15 protein-coding genes and 1 pseudogene are annotated in these 18985 nt (G+C 68.2%); 7 read left to right on the forward strand and 9 right to left on the reverse strand.

The annotated features are described in order from the left end of the window. Window positions 1–39: 39 nt before the first annotated feature. Window positions 40–546 carry an Rv3235 family protein gene (locus ACYSM9_RS07750; protein ID WP_461856397.1) on the forward strand — a complete coding sequence of 169 codons (507 nt, stop codon included), beginning with the start codon at window positions 40–42 and terminating at the stop codon, window positions 544–546. A 74-nt stretch (window positions 547–620) separates the two neighbouring features. Here ACYSM9_RS07750 and secA read toward each other — a convergent pair whose 3' ends face one another. The 7 genes and pseudogenes from secA to mtrA form a co-directional block, all read right to left on the reverse strand. Continuing rightward, window positions 621–3359: a preprotein translocase subunit SecA gene (gene secA / locus ACYSM9_RS07755; RefSeq protein ID WP_461856398.1), complete on the reverse strand. Its 2739-nt coding sequence runs from the start codon at window positions 3357–3359 to the stop codon at window positions 621–623. 98 nt (window positions 3360–3457) lie between these two features. After that, entirely contained in the window at window positions 3458–4666 is a 1209-nt protein-coding gene (locus tag ACYSM9_RS07760) for a winged helix-turn-helix domain-containing protein (protein ID WP_461856399.1), read from the reverse strand. 32 nt (window positions 4667–4698) lie between these two features. Further along, window positions 4699–5424 carry a ribosome hibernation-promoting factor, HPF/YfiA family gene (gene hpf, locus ACYSM9_RS07765; RefSeq protein ID WP_461856400.1) on the reverse strand — a complete coding sequence of 242 codons (726 nt, stop codon included), beginning with the start codon at window positions 5422–5424 and terminating at the stop codon, window positions 4699–4701. A 143-nt stretch (window positions 5425–5567) separates the two neighbouring features. Then, window positions 5568–6497 carry a ComF family protein gene (locus ACYSM9_RS07770; RefSeq protein WP_461856401.1) on the reverse strand — a complete coding sequence of 310 codons (930 nt, stop codon included), beginning with the start codon at window positions 6495–6497 and terminating at the stop codon, window positions 5568–5570. A 66-nt stretch (window positions 6498–6563) separates the two neighbouring features. Then, window positions 6564–8279 (reverse strand): LpqB family beta-propeller domain-containing protein, encoded by a 1716-nt coding sequence (locus ACYSM9_RS07775; RefSeq protein WP_461856402.1) that lies wholly within the window; start codon window positions 8277–8279, stop codon window positions 6564–6566. Then, window positions 8276–9977, reverse strand: a pseudogene (gene mtrB / locus ACYSM9_RS07780) (MtrAB system histidine kinase MtrB). The gene ACYSM9_RS07775 and the pseudogene mtrB overlap by 4 nt, the downstream one beginning before the upstream one ends. A 226-nt stretch (window positions 9978–10203) precedes the next feature. Further along, the gene (gene mtrA / locus ACYSM9_RS07785; RefSeq protein ID WP_461856403.1) at window positions 10204–10878 is read right to left on the reverse strand and encodes an MtrAB system response regulator MtrA; all 675 of its coding nucleotides are present in this window, start codon (window positions 10876–10878) and stop codon (window positions 10204–10206) included. Window positions 10879–11055: 177 nt separating this feature from the next. Here mtrA and ACYSM9_RS07790 point away from each other — a divergent pair, with 177 nt between their 5' ends. Genes ACYSM9_RS07790 through ACYSM9_RS07815 form a run of 6 tightly spaced genes read left to right on the forward strand, consistent with a single transcriptional unit; the run spans window position 11056 to window position 17346 of the window. Further along, window positions 11056–12435: a DUF7847 domain-containing protein gene (locus ACYSM9_RS07790; protein WP_461856404.1), complete on the forward strand. Its 1380-nt coding sequence runs from the start codon at window positions 11056–11058 to the stop codon at window positions 12433–12435. Further along, window positions 12425–13072, forward strand: coding sequence for a DUF4129 domain-containing protein (locus tag ACYSM9_RS07795; RefSeq protein WP_461856405.1), 648 nt, complete (start codon window positions 12425–12427; stop codon window positions 13070–13072). The genes ACYSM9_RS07790 and ACYSM9_RS07795 overlap by 11 nt, the downstream gene beginning before the upstream one ends. Next, on the forward strand, window positions 13069–14283 hold the full coding sequence (locus ACYSM9_RS07800; protein WP_461856406.1) for a DUF4350 domain-containing protein: 1215 nt from the start codon (window positions 13069–13071) through the stop codon (window positions 14281–14283). The genes ACYSM9_RS07795 and ACYSM9_RS07800 overlap by 4 nt, the downstream gene beginning before the upstream one ends. After that, window positions 14280–15293: an AAA family ATPase gene (locus ACYSM9_RS07805; protein WP_461856407.1), complete on the forward strand. Its 1014-nt coding sequence runs from the start codon at window positions 14280–14282 to the stop codon at window positions 15291–15293. The genes ACYSM9_RS07800 and ACYSM9_RS07805 overlap by 4 nt, the downstream gene beginning before the upstream one ends. After that, a complete protein-coding gene (locus ACYSM9_RS07810) occupies window positions 15293–16585 on the forward strand; it encodes a DUF58 domain-containing protein (protein ID WP_461856408.1) in 1293 nt (430 codons plus the stop codon). The genes ACYSM9_RS07805 and ACYSM9_RS07810 overlap by 1 nt, the downstream gene beginning before the upstream one ends. A 47-nt stretch (window positions 16586–16632) precedes the next feature. Further along, a complete protein-coding gene (locus ACYSM9_RS07815) occupies window positions 16633–17346 on the forward strand; it encodes a DUF4166 domain-containing protein (protein WP_461856409.1) in 714 nt (237 codons plus the stop codon). 3 nt (window positions 17347–17349) lie between these two features. On the opposite strand, the gene ACYSM9_RS07820 is transcribed toward ACYSM9_RS07815, so the two are convergent. Together ACYSM9_RS07820 and ACYSM9_RS07825 are read right to left on the reverse strand one after the other, a co-directional pair. After that, window positions 17350–18420: a uroporphyrinogen decarboxylase/cobalamine-independent methonine synthase family protein gene (locus tag ACYSM9_RS07820; RefSeq protein WP_461856410.1), complete on the reverse strand. Its 1071-nt coding sequence runs from the start codon at window positions 18418–18420 to the stop codon at window positions 17350–17352. After that, window positions 18417–18818: a chorismate mutase gene (locus tag ACYSM9_RS07825; protein WP_461856411.1), complete on the reverse strand. Its 402-nt coding sequence runs from the start codon at window positions 18816–18818 to the stop codon at window positions 18417–18419. The genes ACYSM9_RS07820 and ACYSM9_RS07825 overlap by 4 nt, the downstream gene beginning before the upstream one ends. Window positions 18819–18985: the final 167 nt, after the last annotated feature.

Below are 18985 nucleotides of genomic sequence, written 5' to 3' on the forward strand. Positions count from 1 at the left end.
TGCCACCTGGTCCGGCCAATCAAACAAAGGGGAAACAACATGAGTGCAGCAACGCCTATCCGCGCCGTCCACATGCAGACCGCCGAGGCGGGGGAAGCCGGCAAGCCACCCGGCACGTCCGGTGAACCACGCCCGGGCGGGGCTTTCCCCCGCACCAGCCACCCGTTAAGGCCTGCCTCCCTGCGGACTGCCAGTGAGAGCGCGGAAGTACTTGCTATCACCCGTGGCACGGTGCAGGCGGCCATGGAGGTCCTGGCCGGGATCCGTCCAGTCCATCAGCTCGCACGGCGCCTCGACCCACGCTGCCTGGCAGCGCTGCAGCACCGTGCGGCGCTCATCCGTCGCGAAATGACCCGGACAGGAAACCCTGCCCTGGCCCGACTCCACCGCAACTCCATTGTCAGGTCCGTCAGGGTGTGTGAGGTGGCTGACGGGATCTACGAAGCCAGTGCTGTTGTGGTGGATGATGTCCGTGCCCGCGCAGTTGCCGTCCGGCTTGAGCGGAGCAAGCACATTTGGCGGGTGGTTGAACTTGTCATTGGATAGCCGTGACGGGAACGCAAACGGGGCAGGAATGCTGCGTCCCTGCCCCGTACTGAATGGTTGGCTCCAACCGGCAGCTAGCGCTTCCTCTTCTTCGCTGGGCGCCTGGCAGCATCCTGCGCCGCTGCCTTGGCCGGGTTCCCCGACCGTCCGCCGGAACGGGTCTCCACGCGGGTCTCGGTTTCACCGCTTTCACCGGGGGCGGTGTACTGCAGTTGGGCAGGCTTGTCCGGAGCTTCCAGGCCAGCGGCGTGAACCTGCGGCTCCACATGCTCGGTGTGGCCGCCGGCGGCGTCCTGGACTACAACATCCTGGGCCGGGGTGACTTCCACCTCAAGGTTGAAGAGGAACCCGACGCTCTCCTCGCGGATGGCTTCCATCATGCTCTGGAACATGGCGAAGCCCTCACGCTGGTACTCGACCAGCGGATCACGCTGGGCCATGGCACGCAGGCCGATTCCCTCCTTGAGGTAATCCATCTCGTAGAGGTGCTCCTGCCATTTCCGGCCAATGACGGAAAGGACCACCCGGCGTTCAAGTTCCCGCATGCTGTCCGAACCGATGGCCTCCTCGCGGGCCTGGTAGACCAGGCGGGCGTCGGAGAGCAGTTCTTCCTTGAGCAGTTCGACCGTCACCCGGGACTTGCCGCCGGCTTCGTCGATAATGTCTTCGGCGGTGACGCTGACCGGGTAGAGGGTCTTCAGGTTGGTCCACAACTGGTGGAAGTCCCAGTCGTCCCCGTTGCCCTCGGCGGTGGCGGCATCGATCAGCGCGGTGATGGTGTCCTCCACGAAGAACTGCACCTTCTCGTGCAGGTCATCGCCTTCCAGGATGCGCCGGCGGTCGCTGTAGATGGCCTCGCGCTGGCGGTTCAGGACGTCGTCGTATTTCAGCACGTTCTTGCGCTGCTCGGCGTTCCGGCCCTCCACCTGGCCCTGAGCCGAGGCGATCGCCCGGGAAACAAGCTTGGATTCCAGCGGAACGTCGTCCGGAATGGAGCTGTTCATGAGGCGCTCTGCCGCCCCCGAGTTGAACAGCCGCATAAGGTCATCGCGCAGGGAAAGGTAGAAGCGGGATTCCCCGGGGTCACCCTGGCGTCCGGACCGGCCGCGGAGCTGGTTGTCGATGCGGCGCGACTCGTGGCGTTCGGTTCCCAGAACATACAGTCCGCCGAGGTCCAGGACTTCCTCGTGCTCATCCTTGACCGCCTGCTTGGCCGCCTCGAGGGCCGCAGGCCACGCTGCTTCGTACTCTTCGGAGTTTTCCTCGGGATCCAGGCCCCGCTTGGCAAGCTCGGCGACAGCGGTGAACTCCGCGTTGCCACCCAGCATGATGTCGGTACCGCGGCCGGCCATGTTCGTGGCCACCGTGACGGCACCCTTCCGGCCGGCCTGCGCGACGATCGCCGCTTCACGGGCGTGGTTCTTGGCGTTCAGCACCTCGTGCCGGATGCCCTCCTTGGCGAGGAGCTTGGAAAGATACTCGCTCTTTTCCACGCTGGTGGTGCCCACGAGGACCGGCTGGCCCTTCTCGTGCCGCTCGGCGATATCGCGGACCACGGCATCAAACTTGACCACTTCGTTCTTGAACACCAGGTCCGGCTGGTCGACACGCTGCATGTCCCGGTTGGTGGGGATGGCCACCACGCCCAGCTTGTAGGTGCTCATGAATTCGGCGGCTTCGGTTTCGGCGGTACCGGTCATGCCGGAAAGCTTCGTGTACATGCGGAAGTAGTTCTGCAGGGTCACGGTGGCAAGCGTCTGGTTTTCGGCCTTGATCTCGACGCCTTCCTTGGCCTCGATGGCCTGGTGCATCCCCTCGTTGTACCGCCGCCCGGCCAGGATGCGCCCGGTGTGCTCGTCGACAATCAGGACTTCGCCGTCGAGGATGACGTAGTCCTTGTCACGCTTGAACAGTTCCTTTGCCTTGATGGCGTTGTTAAGGAAGCCGATCAGCGGGGTGTTGGCAGACTCGTAGAGGTTCGAGATGCCAAGGTAGTCCTCGACCTTCTCGATGCCGGTCTCGAGCACACCGACGGTGCGCTTCTTTTCGTCGACCTCGTAATCCTTCTCCGGCTGCAGCCGCAGCACCACCTTGGCGAACTCGCTGTACCAGCGGTTGGTATCCCCCTGCGCCGGACCGGAGATGATCAGCGGTGTACGGGCCTCGTCGATCAGGATGGAGTCCACTTCGTCAACAATGGCGAAGTGGTGGCCGCGCTGGACCAGCTCATTGCGGTCCCAGGCCATGTTGTCGCGAAGGTAGTCGAAGCCAAACTCGTTGTTGGTCCCGTAGGTGATGTCGGCGGCGTACTGCTGGCGGCGGACGGCTGGGTCCTGGTTGGCCAAAATGACCCCGCTGGTCAGGCCAAGGAAGCGGTACACGCGGCCCATGAGTTCGGACTGGTATTCGGCGAGGTAGTCGTTCACGGTGACCACGTGGACGCCGTTGCCGGCGAGGGCGTTCAGGTAGGCGGGAGCGGTCGCCACCAGGGTCTTGCCTTCACCGGTCTTCATTTCAGCGATGTTGCCCAGGTGCAGGGCTGCACCACCCATCAGCTGGACGTCGAAGTGGCGCATGCCCAGGGTCCGTGACGAGGCTTCCCGCACCGCGGCGAAGGCTTCGGGGAGCAGGTCGTCGAGCTTTTCACCGTCGCGGTGGCGTTCGCGGAGGCGGTCGGTTTCTTCCCGAAGCTCGGCGTCGGTAAAGGTCTTGAACGAGTCTTCGAGGGCATTGATGGAATCGGCATAGTTCCGCAGCTGCCGGAGTGTTTTCTTGTCACCCGTACGGAGGATTTTTTCGATAAGTGATGCCACGTGAAGTTGCTCCCAGTCTGATGCCGCCGAATTCTGGCGTGTTCAGTCTACGGGAGAGACACCCTGGCGGTGCCCGTTTTCCCTGAGAGCGATACGCCTCAGAGACGCCGGAGGTCGTGCGCCAGCCCGGCGGCAAGGTCCCCGGCCTGCCCCACTTCGACCCCGGGCAGGCCGAGCCAGCCGGCCATCAGCGTCAGCTCGGCGGCAAGTTCGACGGCGGTGTCGGGCGGGGCATCCGGCTCGGCGTAGGCGGACTTCACCAGGAGCCGACCGGTGGAGCGGTCAGCTTTCAGGTCGACGCGGGCCACCAGTCTGTCCCGGAGCAGGAAAGGCAGCACGTAGTAGCCATAGCGCCGTTTGTGCTCCGGGGTGTAGATCTCGATTCTGTAGTGGAATCCGAAGAGTTCCCACAGCCTCCTGCGTTCGAAAACAAGGGAGTCGAACGGGCTCAGCAGCGCCCGTCCGACAGCGCGCCGTGGCATGGCCGCCTCCACGTGCCGGAAGACCTCCCGGCCCCAGCCGGCAACCGGTACCCGCTCGAGCCGGCCTTGCTCCACCAGACGCCCGACGGAAAGTGCCGTCGCCTTGACGGGGGTACGGAAGTAGTCGGCGAAGCACTTGATGCTTCCGATGCCGTGCGCGCTGGCGGCCGCCTCGGTCAGCCGGTCCAGCGCGGCCGCAGGATCCGCTTCGCCGCCCGCAGGCAATTGTGGGAGGACCTTCGCGGTCAGTGTGTAGCGGCGCTCGAATTGTCCGGTCCGGGAGGCCGCCGATACCACCCCTTCTTCGAAGAGGTGCTCCAGGACCCGCTTCACCGCGTTCCAGTTCCAACCCCAGTTGTCGTTCTGTTTCTCCTCGACGTGGCCAATCCGCGCCGTCAGTTCGGCAGCCGTCAGCGGCCGGGACCGGGCAAGCACCGCGAGGATTTTCTCCGATACCGAACTGCGGACCTCAGGATCCAGGCGCGAAGCCCCGACCCAGGCCCGCTTCTGCCACAGGAGCAGATCCTGGTAGTGCTCAGGCCGGATGTAGCTCGCTTCGTGGGCCCAGTACTCCAGCATCCTGCGGGGATGGCTGCCGGACATTCGCTGCAGGATCGAGCGGTCGTAGTCGCCAAGCCGGGAGAAGAAAGGCAGGAAGTGGCTTCGGATAAGGACGTTGACGGAGTCGATCTGGACCAGCTGGAGCCGCGCAAAAGTACGGCCCACCGTCCGTGCTGACACGGGGCCGGTGGGCCGTCCTTTGTGGAGTCCCTGCGCTGCCAGTGCGATCCGCCGTGCCTGGTCCAGGCTCAGCGATGCCGGCACTTCAGTCCTCTCTGTTGGTGGATCACACCACCCTAAACCTTCGCGGGCGCGTCGTCGGAGCGGTATGCAAGGACCTTTTCCTCCACGACAGTGTCCCCGGGCTCGCATTCATGGTCCAGCGTGATCACCCCGTAGGTCCAGCCGCGGCGGCGGTATACGACAGAGGGCGTGTTGGTTTCCTTGTCCACGAAGAGGTAGAAGTCGTGGCCTACGAGCTCCATGTTGTCCACGGCGTCGTCAAGGGTCATCGACGCTGCGGGAAAGACCTTGCGCCGGATCAGGACCGGCGACTTGCCGGCCGGAATATCGTTCTCGATGTCGTAGGGGGTCTTTTCGTCCGTCGGCGCTGCGGCTTCACTGCGGTGGTTGGCCTCGAGGTAGAGCGGCTCATGGGCACTGGCCGGCTCAAGGGAGGCGGTTGCCTCGCGGACGGCCTTGGGCGTGTGGCGCCCGTGGTGGACCTTCTTCCGGTCCTTGGCCCGGCGGAGCCGTTCAAGCAGTTTGTTGTACGCGAGGTCAAAGGCGGCGAATTTGTCTGCAGCGCTCGCTTCGGCACGGATTACAGGCCCACGGCCCAGGACCGTCACCTCAACGGTGAGCTGGTCGCCGGTTTGCCGGGCGTTCGTCTCCTTGGAGACCTTCGCGTCTACCCGCTGGACTTTGTCGCCCAGCGATTCGATCTTTGCGATCTTTTCCCCGGCATATTCGCGGAACCGGTCTGAAACTGTCAGATTTCGTCCGCTGATCATAAACTCCATGGTGCCCTCCAAATGACTTCGGTGACACGACGGCGGCACTTCCATGGGCCGGGCTGTTTGACAGTCGAGCCCCTTTCCGAGCCGCCATCGAAAGGTACATTCTGTCTTGGTACCCACCACCGACGTTAGTTCATAGACACCCGTTATTCATCCTTTCCCGGTTTATTTTTTTCTAAGTCATGGGTGGCCGCTGCAGGCGGGTATGCTGCCCCGGCGGGCACGTCCGCACCGGGTGGCCGCGTCGCAGCCAGCACGACGGCGCCCCTCACCACCGCCCCTGCCAGATGGAGGGCGCGGGCTGCTTCGCCGAGCGTGGCTCCGGTGGTCAGGACGTCGTCGACGATGATGCAACCACGGCCAGCTACCCCCGGGCGTGCCCGCGGACGGACCCTCATGGAGCCCCGGACCCGCTGCGAGCGGGCACCGCGGCCCAGGCCCTTCTGCCCTCCCGGCAGCTGCAGGTCCGGCCGGCCCGCCTTGCGCAGGCAATCCGAGACGGGAAGCCCGGGGAGCCGCCGCGCGGTCTCCTTGAGGAGCAGGTGGACGGGGCTGAACCCGCGGCGGAGGTAGGCCTCGGTGCTGGTGGGCACGGGGACCAGCAGGAGCCCACCGCCGCCCCCGGCCGCAGCCCCCACTGCTCCCGCCAGGGCACGCCCAAGGCTGGATCCCAGCTGGCGCTGGCCGTGCCGCTTGAATGACAGCAGCCCCTGGGCCAGCTCGTCGCGGTAGACCCCGGCCGCCACCACCGGCAGCAGGACGTTCCCGCCGACGTCCATCAGCGACGGAGCCGCGCTCTCGGCCCGGAACGGGTGCCTGGTGAGCTGCCGGATGCGCCGGGCGCATGCTGCGCACAGTGCACGGTCCTCCGCTCCGCAGCACACGCAGTCCACGGGGGCCGCGAGGGCGAGGAACTCATCAACGGCCCCGGCAACCCAGTCAAGGAGCCGCAGCACGACGGCCTGGTGATCCTGCCGGTGTTTGGCCGGAGAGGCGGGCGGCGGGTGCAGGTCGGGGTCGGGCTTCGGCGGCCTTCCCTGCCCGGCGCCGGCATTGCTCCTGGGGACGATGATCACCCTTGTACCCTGGGGCTTTGTCTCCTCACGGGAAAGCCCCAGGTGGCGCTATGTGGGCAACAGGTCTCAGCCGGGGAAAGCCGGATCGATTGGGCCCTTGATTTGCGGGGACCAGCCGTTGCCCAGGCGCTGGAAGATGCCTTCCGCGGACTGTGCGTAGATGTCATCGGCCCCGTTGCCGGCACTGATGGCAACGAGCCCGGGCCACGCCGCAAGCTGCTGCGGCTGTCCCGAGGCCAGCGACAGCAGCTCGGGCGTCACGTTGGAGCCGGCGGATCCCTTCATCACGGCGACTGTGGTGCTGCTGACCCACACACCCTGGTCCGGGTCCGTTGAGGAGACGAGCGAAACGGGGGTGGTCAGTTCCCGCGGCGTACCGTCGCCGGCCCTGATGATGCCGGCCACCTGGACGCGGGATTTGCCGTTCTGTTCCGAGATGACCAGCGCACGGACGCCGTCACGGGACACCCTGAACTCCTTGACCGTCCGGCCGGCCAGCCAGGACGGGGCCAGCGTAACGGACGGAACCGCCGCGCCTTCAGCCACCCCTGAAGGGTGGAAGGCCACGACCTCGGTAGCCCCCGTTGCCCCGGGACCGGCAGTCCACACCCAGTCGTTGACGCTGAACGAGGGCCTGCTGAGTATGCTCCTGGTGGTCAGGGCACGCGCGGGCTGGCCGGGGCTGATGCTGTAAAGGGTGGTCCTGCTGTCGTTGAGGAACGCCGCGGTCTGGGATACCGGGGATTCGGCCGGGTACCGCGGGCTGAGGGCGGAAACCGGCTGCATGTCGGGCAGCGGGGAGACACGGTTGTTTTCGTAGCGCACCAGCTCATTGCCGCTGATGGCGATCTGGCGGGACGGCACGGTCTTGTCCAGCACCGGAGGAAGCACAGCCCCGTTGTCCTCGACCCGCACCAGGTCCTGGTTGGCGCGGAGCTCGACGTTGACGACGTCGGGCTGGCTGCGGAAAGTCAGGGTCAGCTGCATCTGCATCCGGAGCCGGTCTTCGGCGGATGTTTCCATCAGTTCCTTGGCCGTGAGGTCCACCTGGGCGGCGCCGGAGACCACGGGCACGGATTCGCGCGCCAGCTTGATCCCCGACGGGAAGGCGCTGGCCACGGCACCGCGCAGGTAGGGGGCGGGGCCGGCGAGCAGGGCACTGGTCATGGCCTTGACCGTCTTGTTCTTCAGGAACCAGCGGACATCGGGAATGGCGTAGGTGAAGGTGGGGTCGTAGAAGTAAATGGGGTAGGCGCCGTAGATGACCTTGAAGGTTTCCTCCGCGATGGCCGTTCCGTCCGGGATCGCCGAGATCCGCCATTCCCCGTCCACCTGGCTGACCGTCACCGGGATCCGTTCCACGGTGCCCGGCGGGGACTGGGTGGCGATGCCGTCCGCGTCCACGGTGTAGGAGACGTCGAGTTCGTAGTTGTAAACGTTCTCCGTGTCGGTCGGCACCACCCTTGCTTCCCGGTAGACCAGCGCCCGCTTGTCCGGTTTCCAGGACACGGCGGACGCCTGGGTCAGGTATTGCCTCGCGACGGCGTAGTCGTCCTCGTAGCCGCTGCCGGCTCGATAGAAGTAGTCGATGATGGTTTCCGGCGAGGCACCCGGCTGCGGCGCGGCCGGCAGGAAGACGGGGGCGCTGACGTTGCCGGCACTGCTTTCGCTGCTCTTGCCGACCGGGCCGGACGTGGGGATCCGGGCACAGCCTGCCAGGAGGACCATCACCAGCGCCAGCAGCGCGGCAGTGGACTTCGCCCGGGGCGGATGGCCGGTCATGGTGTCTCCTCGGGGGCGGGCGCCGGGCCGGGCCGGGCGGCACCGGTCTCCAGCACCAGCATGTTGCTGTAATCCTGTTCGGCCGGGATATTGCCCGGCGTCCCTGGTATGACGGCGTCACGGGGTTCGAGCTGGACGGGGGACTCCGCGACTTCCTCTTCCTGCCGCAGGGGAAGGGTGAGGCGGAAGTTCGCGCCGTTGCCTTTCCTGCCCCAGGCCTGCAGCCAGCCGTGGTGCAGCTTGGTGTCCTCCATGGCGATCGAGAGCCCCAGCCCACTTCCTCCCGTGGTGCGGGCCCGGGCGGGATCCGCACGCCAGAACCTGTCAAAGACCCGTGCAGCCTCCGCCGGTTCCATGCCGATGCCATGGTCCCGGACCGCCACTCCCACGGCAGTCTGGTTCGCCGCGACGGTGACGTTCACCGGCTTTCCTTCACCGTGCTCGACGGCGTTAAGGATCAGGTTCCGCAGGATCCGGTCGATCCGGCGGGCATCCATTTCCACGATGATGGCCTCGTTGGGCGCAGTGAGGACGATGTCGGAGCCATACTCGGCCGCCACCGGTGCGGCGCCCTCGATGACGTGGGCGATGACCTGGACGAGGTCCTCGGGCTCGGCGTCGAGCACGGCCACGCCGGCGTCGAAGCGGCTGATTTCCAGCAGGTCTGAGAGCAGTGACTGGAAGCGTTCAACCTGGTTGTAGAGCAATTCGGCGGAGCGTTTGTTGATTGGATCGAAATCGTCGCGGGCGTCGTACAGCACCTCTGCCGCCATCCGAACGGTGGTCAGCGGGGTCCGCAGTTCGTGGGAGACGTCGGAGACGAAGCGCTGCTGCATCTGCGAGAGGGTCGCCAGCTGGGTGATCTGCTCCTGCAGGCTGGCGGCCATGTGGTTGAAGGAGGCGCCCAGGCGTGCCACCTCGTCCTCGCCGCGGACCACCATGCGTTCCTGCAGTTGGCCGGCGGCGAGTTTCTCCGACACCATGGCCGCGTGGCTGACAGGGCTGACCACGTTGCGGGTGACGTACCAGGCGACGGCTCCGATCAGCAGGACGAGCACCGCTCCGCCCGCCCACAGCACGCTTTGGATTTCGTTGAGCGTCTGCTGCGCCGTGTTGAGGTCGTAGATCAGGTAGAGCTCGTAGACGGTGCCATTGAAGGTCACCTTGTTGCCCACGGCGATGCCGGGACGGTCCTCGGTACCCACGGGAATGACGGTGGAGGCCCAATACTGGTCCTTGCCGGACTGCTGGACGGCTTTGCGCAGTTCCGGGGGGGATGACACTGACAGTCAACTGGTCGGAAGCGCGCGACTCCACCCACCTGTTCCGGGGCTTGGTCTGCTCCGGCATCGCCTCGAAAACGTAGCGGCGCTGGATAACCGAGCCCCGCCCCTCGACCGCGTTCAACGTGTCATACACCAGGGTGATGACGCTGGACTGGTCGGTGACCTGGGCGCCGTCGAACGTTTCCTGCACCTGTTTGACGTTGTAGCGGGTCTCGGACTCTGCCTGCGTGAGGCGTTCCTGGAACAGGTTGTTGGCAATCTGGTTGGACAGGTAGGCGCCAACCACGGCAAACGACGTCACCGCGAGCAACAGGGTGGTGAGGACCGTGCGGAACTGCAGCGAGCGGCGCCAGCGCTTTTGGAGCGCACGTCCGAGGTACCTCAGGCCGGGGAGGAACCGGCGCACCCCCATCCGGACCAGCCTGGCGACCCGCAACGACACGATCAGGGCCCTGCGCTGCCAGATGCGGGCACGGAATGCCACCCGGCGCACGCCCGGCGTCACGGCCGTGCCGTCATCCTGCCTTTCGGCGCCGTCCCCGGGCTTCGGATCGGCTGCACCGGGCTCCGCAGCACCACCGGGCCGGTGTGCGTCCGCGGGGTCGGGACGGGCCACTCCCCCGTCATGGGAGGCGGGCTCAGACCCCTGCTTTGTAGCCGACACCACGCACCGTCAATACGACTTCCGGAACTTCCGGGTCCTGCTCGATTTTGGAGCGCAGACGCTGCACATGGACGTTGACCAGCCGGGTATCGGCAGCATGCCGGTAGCCCCACACCTGCTCAAGCAACAGCTCCCGGGTGAAGACCTGCCAGGGCTTGCGGGCAAGTGCCACGAGGAGGTCGAATTCCAGCGGTGTCAGCGAGATCCGGTCGTTGCCCCGGCTGACGGTGTGCCCCGCGACGTCGATGGTGATGTCCGCGATCTTGAGCGTCTCCGGTGCCTTCTGGTCACCCGGGCGGAGGCGTGCCCGAACACGTGCCACCAATTCAGCAGGCTTGAAGGGTTTGGGCACGTAGTCGTCCGCGCCCGATTCCAGTCCCCGGACGACGTCGGAGGTGTCGGACTTGGCGGTCAGCATGACGATGGGGACGTCCGACTCGGCCCGGACCTGCCGGCAGACCTCGATGCCGTCCATGCCGGGAAGCATGAGATCGAGCAGCACAAGGTCCGGCCTGGATGACCTGAAGACGTCGAGCGCCTTTGCACCGTCCGCACAGAACACCGGCTCAAAGCCGTCGTTGCGGAGGACAATTCCAATCATCTCGGCCAGCGCTTCGTCATCATCAACCACCAGAATGCGTGCCTTCATAGTTATATATTCCCTTATCAGGATGGCTTTGTCCTGTTCAGGGGCTTCCGGCATGGCGTGGTACTAGGCCGGCCGACGGCGGAACTATAGTCTGGGGGCATGCGCCGCGAGGCCTGCGCCGGCCGTTGATAGCGGGGCGCCGCGGGCGGCAGGCGCACTGGCATGGGGGAGGAATCAGTGTCACCACAGGAGTCCGGGTCCGGGGATCCCGCGCGGGAGCATCCGGCCGGTGGACAGTACGACGGCGGGGCCGCGCCTTCCGGCGGCATGGGACCCGTACCGCCGGCGGACCAGCAGCCGTGGGCGCCGCCGGCAGGAGGGCAGGCGTGGCAGCAGCCGGCGGACCAGCACCCGTGGCAGCCGCCGCGCGCGTGGCAACAGCCGTCCCCTGGCTCCCCCTACGGCACAGCACCCTACGGCACAGCACCCTACGGCACCGCACCATATGGCACCCCGCCTTACGGCATGGCACCAAACGGCTACTCCCCGTACGGCCAGCCCCGCTACGCTGCCCCGCCCAAGCCGGGGATTGTTCCCCTGCGGCCCCTGATGTTCGGCGAGATCCTGGATGGGGCGTTCCATGCCATCCGGCGCAACCCCGGCGCGATGCTCGGCGCGGCCCTCCTCGCCCAGTCCCTGGCCGCCATCGTCGCGGCGGTCGTCACCACGTCCAGCGCCGTCTCCGCCGGTTCCATCGAGGCCTGGGCCGAAACCGCGCCGCCGGCGGCCCTTGCCTCCGCGGGCCTAGGGTTCCTGGCCGGCGTCGTCCTCTTTTCCATCCTGGCCGTGTTCGTCTCCGTTGTGCTCCAGGGGGCCATGGTGGTGCCCGTGGCCAGGTCGGCGCTGAACCGGCGTACGGGCTTCCGCCGGATGTGGCAGTTGTCCCGGTCCAGGACGTGGGCGCTGGTCCGGCTGGCAGCGTTGCTGATGGCGGCAGGAGTCCTGGCGGTGGTGCTCCTGGGAGCGGCCATGGCGCTCCTGTTCTCCAATGCCCGCGGCATGGGCATCCTGCTGGCGATTCCACTGTTCTTCGTCGTCGTGCTGCTGTTCGCCTGGGTGGCGGTCAAGTTCCTGGTGGCTCCTGCCGCAGTCGTGGTCGAGGAACTGGGCGCCTTCGGCGGGCTGCGGCGGTCCTGGGAACTGACCCGGGCCAACTGGTGGCGCATTTTCGGAATCACCGCGGTGGTAAGCATCCTCGTGGGAGTCATCAGCCAGCTGGCCCTGATCCCGGTGACCTTTGTGGCCAGCTTCCTCGCCACTGTCGTCTCCCCGCATGGCGGCAGTGGACAGCAGGCAGCAACGGCCGTGGCGGCGGGCATCGCCACAGCGGTGCTCGGGGCGCTGGCCGGCGCGGTGGGCTACGCCTTCCAGACATCGGTCATGGCCCTGCTGTACCTGGACCTGCGGATGCGCAAGGACGGGTTGGACGTCACCCTGCTGCGCCAGCACGAGTCCGGCGCCGACCCCGGCGTTCCGGGCCGGGGTGTCCTGCCGGGCGTGGCCGGACCCTACCCGGGCTATGGCGCTCCGGCGCAGGGATGGCCGGATGGCCGCTGAGCCCCCTGTGCTGCCCACCGCGGAACAGGCCCGGCGCTGGGCTGCGGAGGAACTGGCCAAACCCGAATACCGCGACGCCGGGCCCTCCTGGCTTGAGTCGGCCTGGCGGGGCTTCCTTGAGTGGTTGCGGTCCCTGGATGGTGGCTCGCCGGGCGACCCCGCCCAGGTGCCTGCAGCGGTCATCGCCCTTGTCATCGCGGCCATCATCGCGGCCGCCGTGATCCTCGCCCGCCCCCGCCTGAACGCCCGGGCCCGGCGGGCCAGGGAGGTCTTCGAAGGCGATGCCGCCCTCCGTGCCGCCGGCTACCGTGCCCGCGCGGAAGCCGCGGCCGCCGCCGGAAACTGGGGGGACGCCGTCGTCGAACGCTTCCGGGCGCTGGTCCGCAGCGCAGAAGACCGGGCCATCCTGGAGCCGCAGGCGGGCCGGACCGCGGACGAAGCGGCACGCGCGCTGGCCCTGCCGTTCGGTCCGGAAGCCCGGCGCCTGGAACGGGCTGCCGCCGTGTTCGACGGAATCCGTTACGGCAACCGGGCCGCGGGCAGCGCCGACTACCAGGAGATGGCGGCCCTGGACGCGTCGCTGGCAGCCAGCAAGCCCGCCCGTTCCCCCGCCCAAAGCACGGTGCCCCCGCAATGACCAGCGCCCTCCCCGCCGGCACGGATGCCGCCGCCGCGGACCAGCAGGACCTGCCTGCCGGGCAGTCGCCGGCGGCGACCACCCGCACATCCTGGTTCCGGCGCCACCGCCGGCTTGCGGCCGCAGGGGCCGTGGTGGCCGCCGCCCTCGCGCTGGCCATCGGGACGCAACTGGCCCCCCGGGGCGACAGTATTCCGCTCTCGGCCGGCAACGCCGGCCCGGACGGAGCCAAGGCCCTGGCCGGGATCCTGCAGCAGCACGGCGTCAACGTCCACACCCCGGACAGGCTCGGTGCCGCCATGGCCGCACTGCAGTCAGGTTCCTCCCCCACCCTCCTGCTCTATGACCGGAACGGACTGCTGGACGGCCCGCAGGTGCGTGCCTTGATGGAGCACGCTGCCCGGGTTGTCGTGGTCACGCCGCGGCTGGACATCCTCACCGCCATGGACAGCGGCATCCACCAGGCAGGCGTGGTTCCCGATTCCTTCCCGGTCCTGGAGCCGGGGTGCTCCCTGCCGGATGCGGAGGCTGCAGGCCCGGTCACGGGCTCACCGGGATTTGTGTACGACGGCGGCACCACCTGCTACCGTCCGGGCGGCAGTGCCGCCGGGCTGCTTGCAGCCAGCGCCGCCGGGCGGGTCACGGTGCTGGGCAGCACGGCCGTCCTCGCCAACGGCAAGCTGGCCGGGGAAGGGAACGCGGCCCTCGCCATCCGGCTGCTCGGCAGGTCCCCGGACCTCGTCTGGTACCTGCCCACACTGCAGGACGTGGCCCCCGACGGCGCCGGCACGACGCTCGATGACCTTGCCCCGGACTGGGCGCGCTTCCTCGGTCCCTGGCTCCTCGTCGTCGCGGCCGCGGCCATGGCCTGGCGCGGCCGCCGCCACGGGCCGCTGGTGTTCGAGCCTTTGCCGGTGGTGGTCAAGGCAGCGGAGACCGCCGAAGGACGTGCCCGGCTCTACCACGACTCACATGCCATCGGCCACGCCCGGGACAACCTTCGCGCCGGGCTGCTCACACGGCTGGCCGGCAGGCTCCGGCTCGGCCCGGGCAGCACGCCGGCGGACATCATCACCGCGGCCGCCGCGCTGCTGGGCCGTGACGCCGCCGGCATCGCCGCCCTTGTCAATGAACACCCCCGCACGGAGGCCCGGCTGGTCGCCTGGTCGCAGGCGCTGGACAAACTGGAGAAAGAGGTCATGAGCCAATGAGCGAACAGAACAGCGCCCCCGGGACACTCAACGCCTCGGACGATGGCCGCCCCCTCCCGGAAGACCCCGCCAGGCAGGCCCTGCTGGAGGTCCGCCGGGAAGTGGCGAAAGCGGTTGTGGGGCAGGACGGCACGGTCACCGGCGTGCTGATCGCCCTTCTCTCGCAGGGGCACGTACTGCTGGAAGGCGTCCCGGGGGTAGCCAAGACCCTGCTGGTGCGGGCGATGTCCGCGGCGCTAAGCCTCGACACCAAGCGGGTGCAGTTCACCCCCGACCTGATGCCGGGCGATGTCACGGGGTCGCTGGTGTACGACTCGCACACTTCCGGATTCAGCTTCCGGGAAGGTCCGGTGTTCACCAACCTCCTGCTGGCCGATGAGATCAACCGCACCCCGCCTAAAACGCAGGCCTCGCTGCTCGAAGCCATGGAGGAACGCCAGGTCTCGGTGGACGGACAGTCCCGCCGGCTGCCGTCACCGTTCCTGGTGGCAGCCACCCAGAACCCGGTGGAGTACGAGGGAACCTATCCCTTGCCCGAGGCCCAGCTGGACCGGTTCCTGCTGAAGCTCACCATGCCGTTGCCCGGGCGCAACGACGAAATAGAGGTCATCCGGCGCCACGCGGCAGGCTTCGACCCCCGGGACCTGGAGGCAGCCGGGGTCCGGGCCGTCGCGGGCGCTGGGGACCTGGCGCTGGCCCGCGCTGCAGTTGCGGATGTGGCGGTGGATCCGGAAATCGTCGGCTACATCGTGGACCTGGTCCGGGCCACCCGGGCCGCCCCTTCCTTCCTGCTGGGCGTTTCGCCGCGCGGTGCCACCGCGCTCCTCAACACCTCACGGTCCTGGGCGTGGCTTTCCGGGCGCCCTTTTGTCACCCCCGATGACGTCAAGGCCCTGGCGCTGCCCTGCCTGCGGCACCGCGTGGCACTCCAGCCCGAAGCCCAGATGGATGGCGTGGGCGTTGACGATGTTCTGGGCAGCATCCTGGCCACCGTCCCCGTCCCCCGCTGATGGCCATCTCCGGACGCTTCGTGGCGCTGGTCCTGCTGGGCCTGGTTCCGGTCCTGCTGTTTCCGGGGTGGGCCACGGTCCTGGTGACAAGCGCCCTGCTCCTGGCCTTGATGGGCGCAGACCTGCTGCTTGCCGGTTCGCTCCGGCCTGTCCTCCTGGCGCGCGGCGGTCCGGACAACGCAGCCCTGGGCAGCACGTTGGAGGTTGGGCTGACAGTCCGCAACGAAGGCGTGCGGCGGCTGAAGGGCACCCTTCGCGACGGCTGGCAGCCCTCCGCCGGTGTGCAGAATCCCGTCCAGGACATCGACGTCCCGGCCGGCGAAGGCCGAAGGCTCGCCGTCCGTCTCCGTCCCGTCCGGCGCGGCGACCTCAAGACCGCCCATGTGACGCTCCGCTCCTTCGGCCCGCTGGGGCTGGGCGCCCGCCAGCGCACCATCGGATGCCCCGGTGCGGTGCGGGTTCTGCCGCCTTTCCACTCCCGCCGGCACCTGCCGTCAAAGCTCCGTCAGCTGCGCGAGCTCGATGGCAGGGCCGCCGTCCAGATCCGTGGCGCCGGGACCGAATTCGATTCCCTGCGCGACTACGTCCGCGGCGACGATGTCCGCTCCATCGACTGGCGGGCCACTGCCCGGCGCCCGGCAGTGGTGGTGCGGACGTGGCGGCCTGAACGGGACCGGCGGGTGGTGCTGGTCCTCGATACGTCCCGCACCTCGGCAGCCAGGATCGGTGACGAAACCCGGCTGGATACCGGAATGGAGGCTGCGCTCCTGCTGGGGGTGCTGGCCGAGCGCGGCGGCGACCGGGTGGACTTTGTCGCCTTTGACCGCCGGATCCGGGCTCGGGCAGGTTCCGCCGGGCAGGGTCACATCCTGGGCCGGCTGGTCCAGGCCATGGCCCCGCTGGAGGCCGAGCTTATCGAGATGGACTGGACGGCACTTCCGGCGCAGGTCAGGGCAGTTTCCCCGCACAGGTCCCTGGTGGTGCTGTTGACGACGCTCGACGGCGGGGCACCCGAAGAGGGCCTGCTGCCGGCGGCGGAGCGGCTGGCAGGGCAGCACGTCGTGGTGGTCGCGGCCGTCCGTGATCCACAGCTTGGAACCATGCTTCGCGGGCGCGATGACGCCACCGGGGTCTACCGGGCGGCCGCTGCGGAGCGGGCCCTGCTGCAACGTGCCGCGTTGACCGCCGAGTTGCGGCGCTGCGGGGTTGAGGTGGTGGACGCCGAGCCCCACGAGTTGCCTCCCCGGCTCGCAGACATGTACATCAGGCTCAAGGCTGCCGGTAGATTGTGAAGCCGGATACAGCAGATGCCCATCGCCGCCACCAGGAGGTCCTTTCCGTGAACACCCCGATCTACGAGCAGGCCCTCGGCGCACGGTTCGCGCGGCTGCAGCCCGAACTGCAGGAGTACTTCTCCCTGGCGCCAGGCTCCGGACAGTACGGCGTGGGGGAAGGGACGTTCGACGTCGTCGGGTGCCGCCAGCGCTGGCTTCGCCCCCTGCTGCGGCTCACCAGCGGCGAGGAGGCCTTCTTCCCGGAATACGGCGAGAACATTCCGTTCAGGATCGAGAACCACGCACACCAGGATCCGTTTGGCCGCTCCAGCCTGACGGCCCGGCGGGAGATCCGGTTCCCCGGGCGCACCCGGCTGTTCCAGGACACCACCAGCGCCACCACCAGAGGCGGCGCCACCCAGCTGGTGGACTACGTGGGCCGGTTCCGGCGGCTGGTGACGGACCTGAACCTCAGCGTCACCCCGGAGGGAAGGCTCCGCGGTGTCTCCGAGGCTTCACGGCTGTTCATCGGCCCGCTGCGGATACCGCTTCCCGCCGCACTGGATGCCAAGGCGTACGCCGAACAATGGTGGGATCCGGCGGCGGGCAGCAGCGGAAGGCACCGCATCCAGGTCAAGGTGATCCAGCCGCAGATTGGCCTGGTCCTGGTGTACGCCGGGGCCTTCGACTACAGGCTCCGCCCCTACACCGGCGGCAGCGCCGCGCAAAGCTTCCTGCCGCGCTACGCCCAGCCGGACCGCTGGGAAAACCGGGTCTGAGGCCTACCCCAGCGCACGCTGGTTCAGTCCGTCGGCAAGCTGGGTGAGCGTGCCCAGGACAGCCGTGGCCTGCGCGGGCGTGTGGCCGGCCAGCCCGGCCGCCGGCGTCACCCGGATCGCGCCGAGCAGGGATGCGGAAAGCCCCAGCTGGCGCCACGGGCGCCAGACCGAGTCCACGCAGTCGGCCACCTTGGGCAGCGCACCGCCGGAGACGTCCAAGGCGCCGGCCCAGAGCCGTTTGCCGGCCTCCACCGCCCCGGCCAGCTGCTCCCATTGACGGTTGGTCAGGGCCTTCAGCGGCACCGCGATGCCGTCCGCCCCGGCCGCCAGGATCTGCTCGAACGGTGCTTCTATCTCCGGCACAGACACCACGATTTCCGCCGCCCCGGCGGAGCGCAGCGCATCCAGGACCACACGCCAGGACTCACGGGCCTCAGACGCCGGAACGGCCCTGAGCGTGCGGTAGCCGCTGGCGGTGGGTATCGCCCCCGCCAGCACCGCCGCGATGTCCGGCTCGTCCATCTGGACCACCAGCCGGGCGCCGGGCACGGCCGCCGAAACCCGGGCGAGGTAGCTGCCAACACCTGCCGCCAGCGACTCGGCAAGGTCCCGGCGGGCGCCGTGATCCACCACGGCACGCTCACCGTTGTGCAGGTGCAGGCCGGCTGCCAGGCTGAGCGGGCCCACCAGCTGGACCTTGAGCTCCGGGGCGGAGGACTCCTCCGCCCCGGCTACGTCGGCCAGGACGTTGATGTCCGTGGACAGCGCGGAAGCGGCCCTCCGGCTGTCCTTGCCGGGACGGTCAACGAGCCGCCAGCCGTAAGGCTGGACGTCGGCCGCAAGCTCCTCCAGCAGCGAAGCGGTGCGGCCCACGGCATCAGACCCGACACCGCGGTCCGGCAGCTCGGCGAGGAACGGCAGGTGCGGACTGCCCAGCTCGCCCCTGATGATGCGCGCGGCTTCAAGCGGATCCTCGCCGGGCCACGGGCCCAGCCCTGTGGCAGTTACTTCGGTCGGTGGGGCAGCCGTGGTCGGAAGCTTCCCGCTGCCGGGCTGCCGCTGTTCCCCGCTCACCTCAGTGCGGAGGCCTGCGGTCCGGATGCGGCCTGGTGGTCCTCCGCGATGGCCTCATGGTGGCGGATCACCTCGCCGATGATGAAGTTCAGGAACTTTTCCGCGAACGCGGGATCCAGGTGCGCGTCCTCCGCCAGGCGCCGGAGGCGGGCGATCTGGGCCGCCTCCCGCCCGGGATCGCCGGCGGGCAGCCGGTGGGCAGCCTTCAGGAAGCCCACTTTTTGCGTGGCCTTGAAACGCTCCGCCAGCAGGTAGACCAGGGTGGCGTCGATGTTGTCGATGCTCGAACGGATGGACAGCAGTTCAGCCATCACCGAGTTGTCCACCTGGCCGGCCAGGGAACTGGCGGAGGGGTCGAAATCGTCAGGGCCGGGAGAGCTGAGGTTCTGCTGCGTCATGGTCCCAGTCTATGGGAGCGGCCTGAGTCGACGCTGGTGTTAAGGGCCGGTGCGGCTGACCGCCGCACCGGCCCTGTCAGGCGCGGCCGGGCAGGTGCCCCGACCGTTCCCCCCGATGTCTTTCCTCGTTCTTCGGTTTCTACCAAGGCGCGGTGTCTCCTCCCCCT

This window comes from Arthrobacter sp. C152 (genome assembly GCF_054890965.1).

Excerpts from the sequence above, each read along its gene's own strand:
- ACYSM9_RS07750 (WP_461856397.1), top strand. The coding sequence starts at position 40 with ATGAGTGCAGCAACGCCTATCCGCGCCGTCCACATGCAGACCGCCGAG.
- hpf (WP_461856400.1), bottom strand. The coding sequence starts at position 5,424 with ATGGAGTTTATGATCAGCGGACGAAATCTGACAGTTTCAGACCGGTTC.
- ACYSM9_RS07775 (WP_461856402.1), bottom strand. The coding sequence starts at position 8,279 with ATGACCGGCCATCCGCCCCGGGCGAAGTCCACTGCCGCGCTGCTGGCG.
- mtrA (WP_461856403.1), bottom strand. The coding sequence starts at position 10,878 with ATGAAGGCACGCATTCTGGTGGTTGATGATGACGAAGCGCTGGCCGAG.
- ACYSM9_RS07795 (WP_461856405.1), top strand. The coding sequence starts at position 12,425 with ATGGCCGCTGAGCCCCCTGTGCTGCCCACCGCGGAACAGGCCCGGCGC.
- ACYSM9_RS07800 (WP_461856406.1), top strand. The coding sequence starts at position 13,069 with ATGACCAGCGCCCTCCCCGCCGGCACGGATGCCGCCGCCGCGGACCAG.
- ACYSM9_RS07805 (WP_461856407.1), top strand. The coding sequence starts at position 14,280 with ATGAGCGAACAGAACAGCGCCCCCGGGACACTCAACGCCTCGGACGAT.
- ACYSM9_RS07810 (WP_461856408.1), top strand. The coding sequence starts at position 15,293 with ATGGCCATCTCCGGACGCTTCGTGGCGCTGGTCCTGCTGGGCCTGGTT.
- ACYSM9_RS07825 (WP_461856411.1), bottom strand. The coding sequence starts at position 18,818 with ATGACGCAGCAGAACCTCAGCTCTCCCGGCCCTGACGATTTCGACCCC.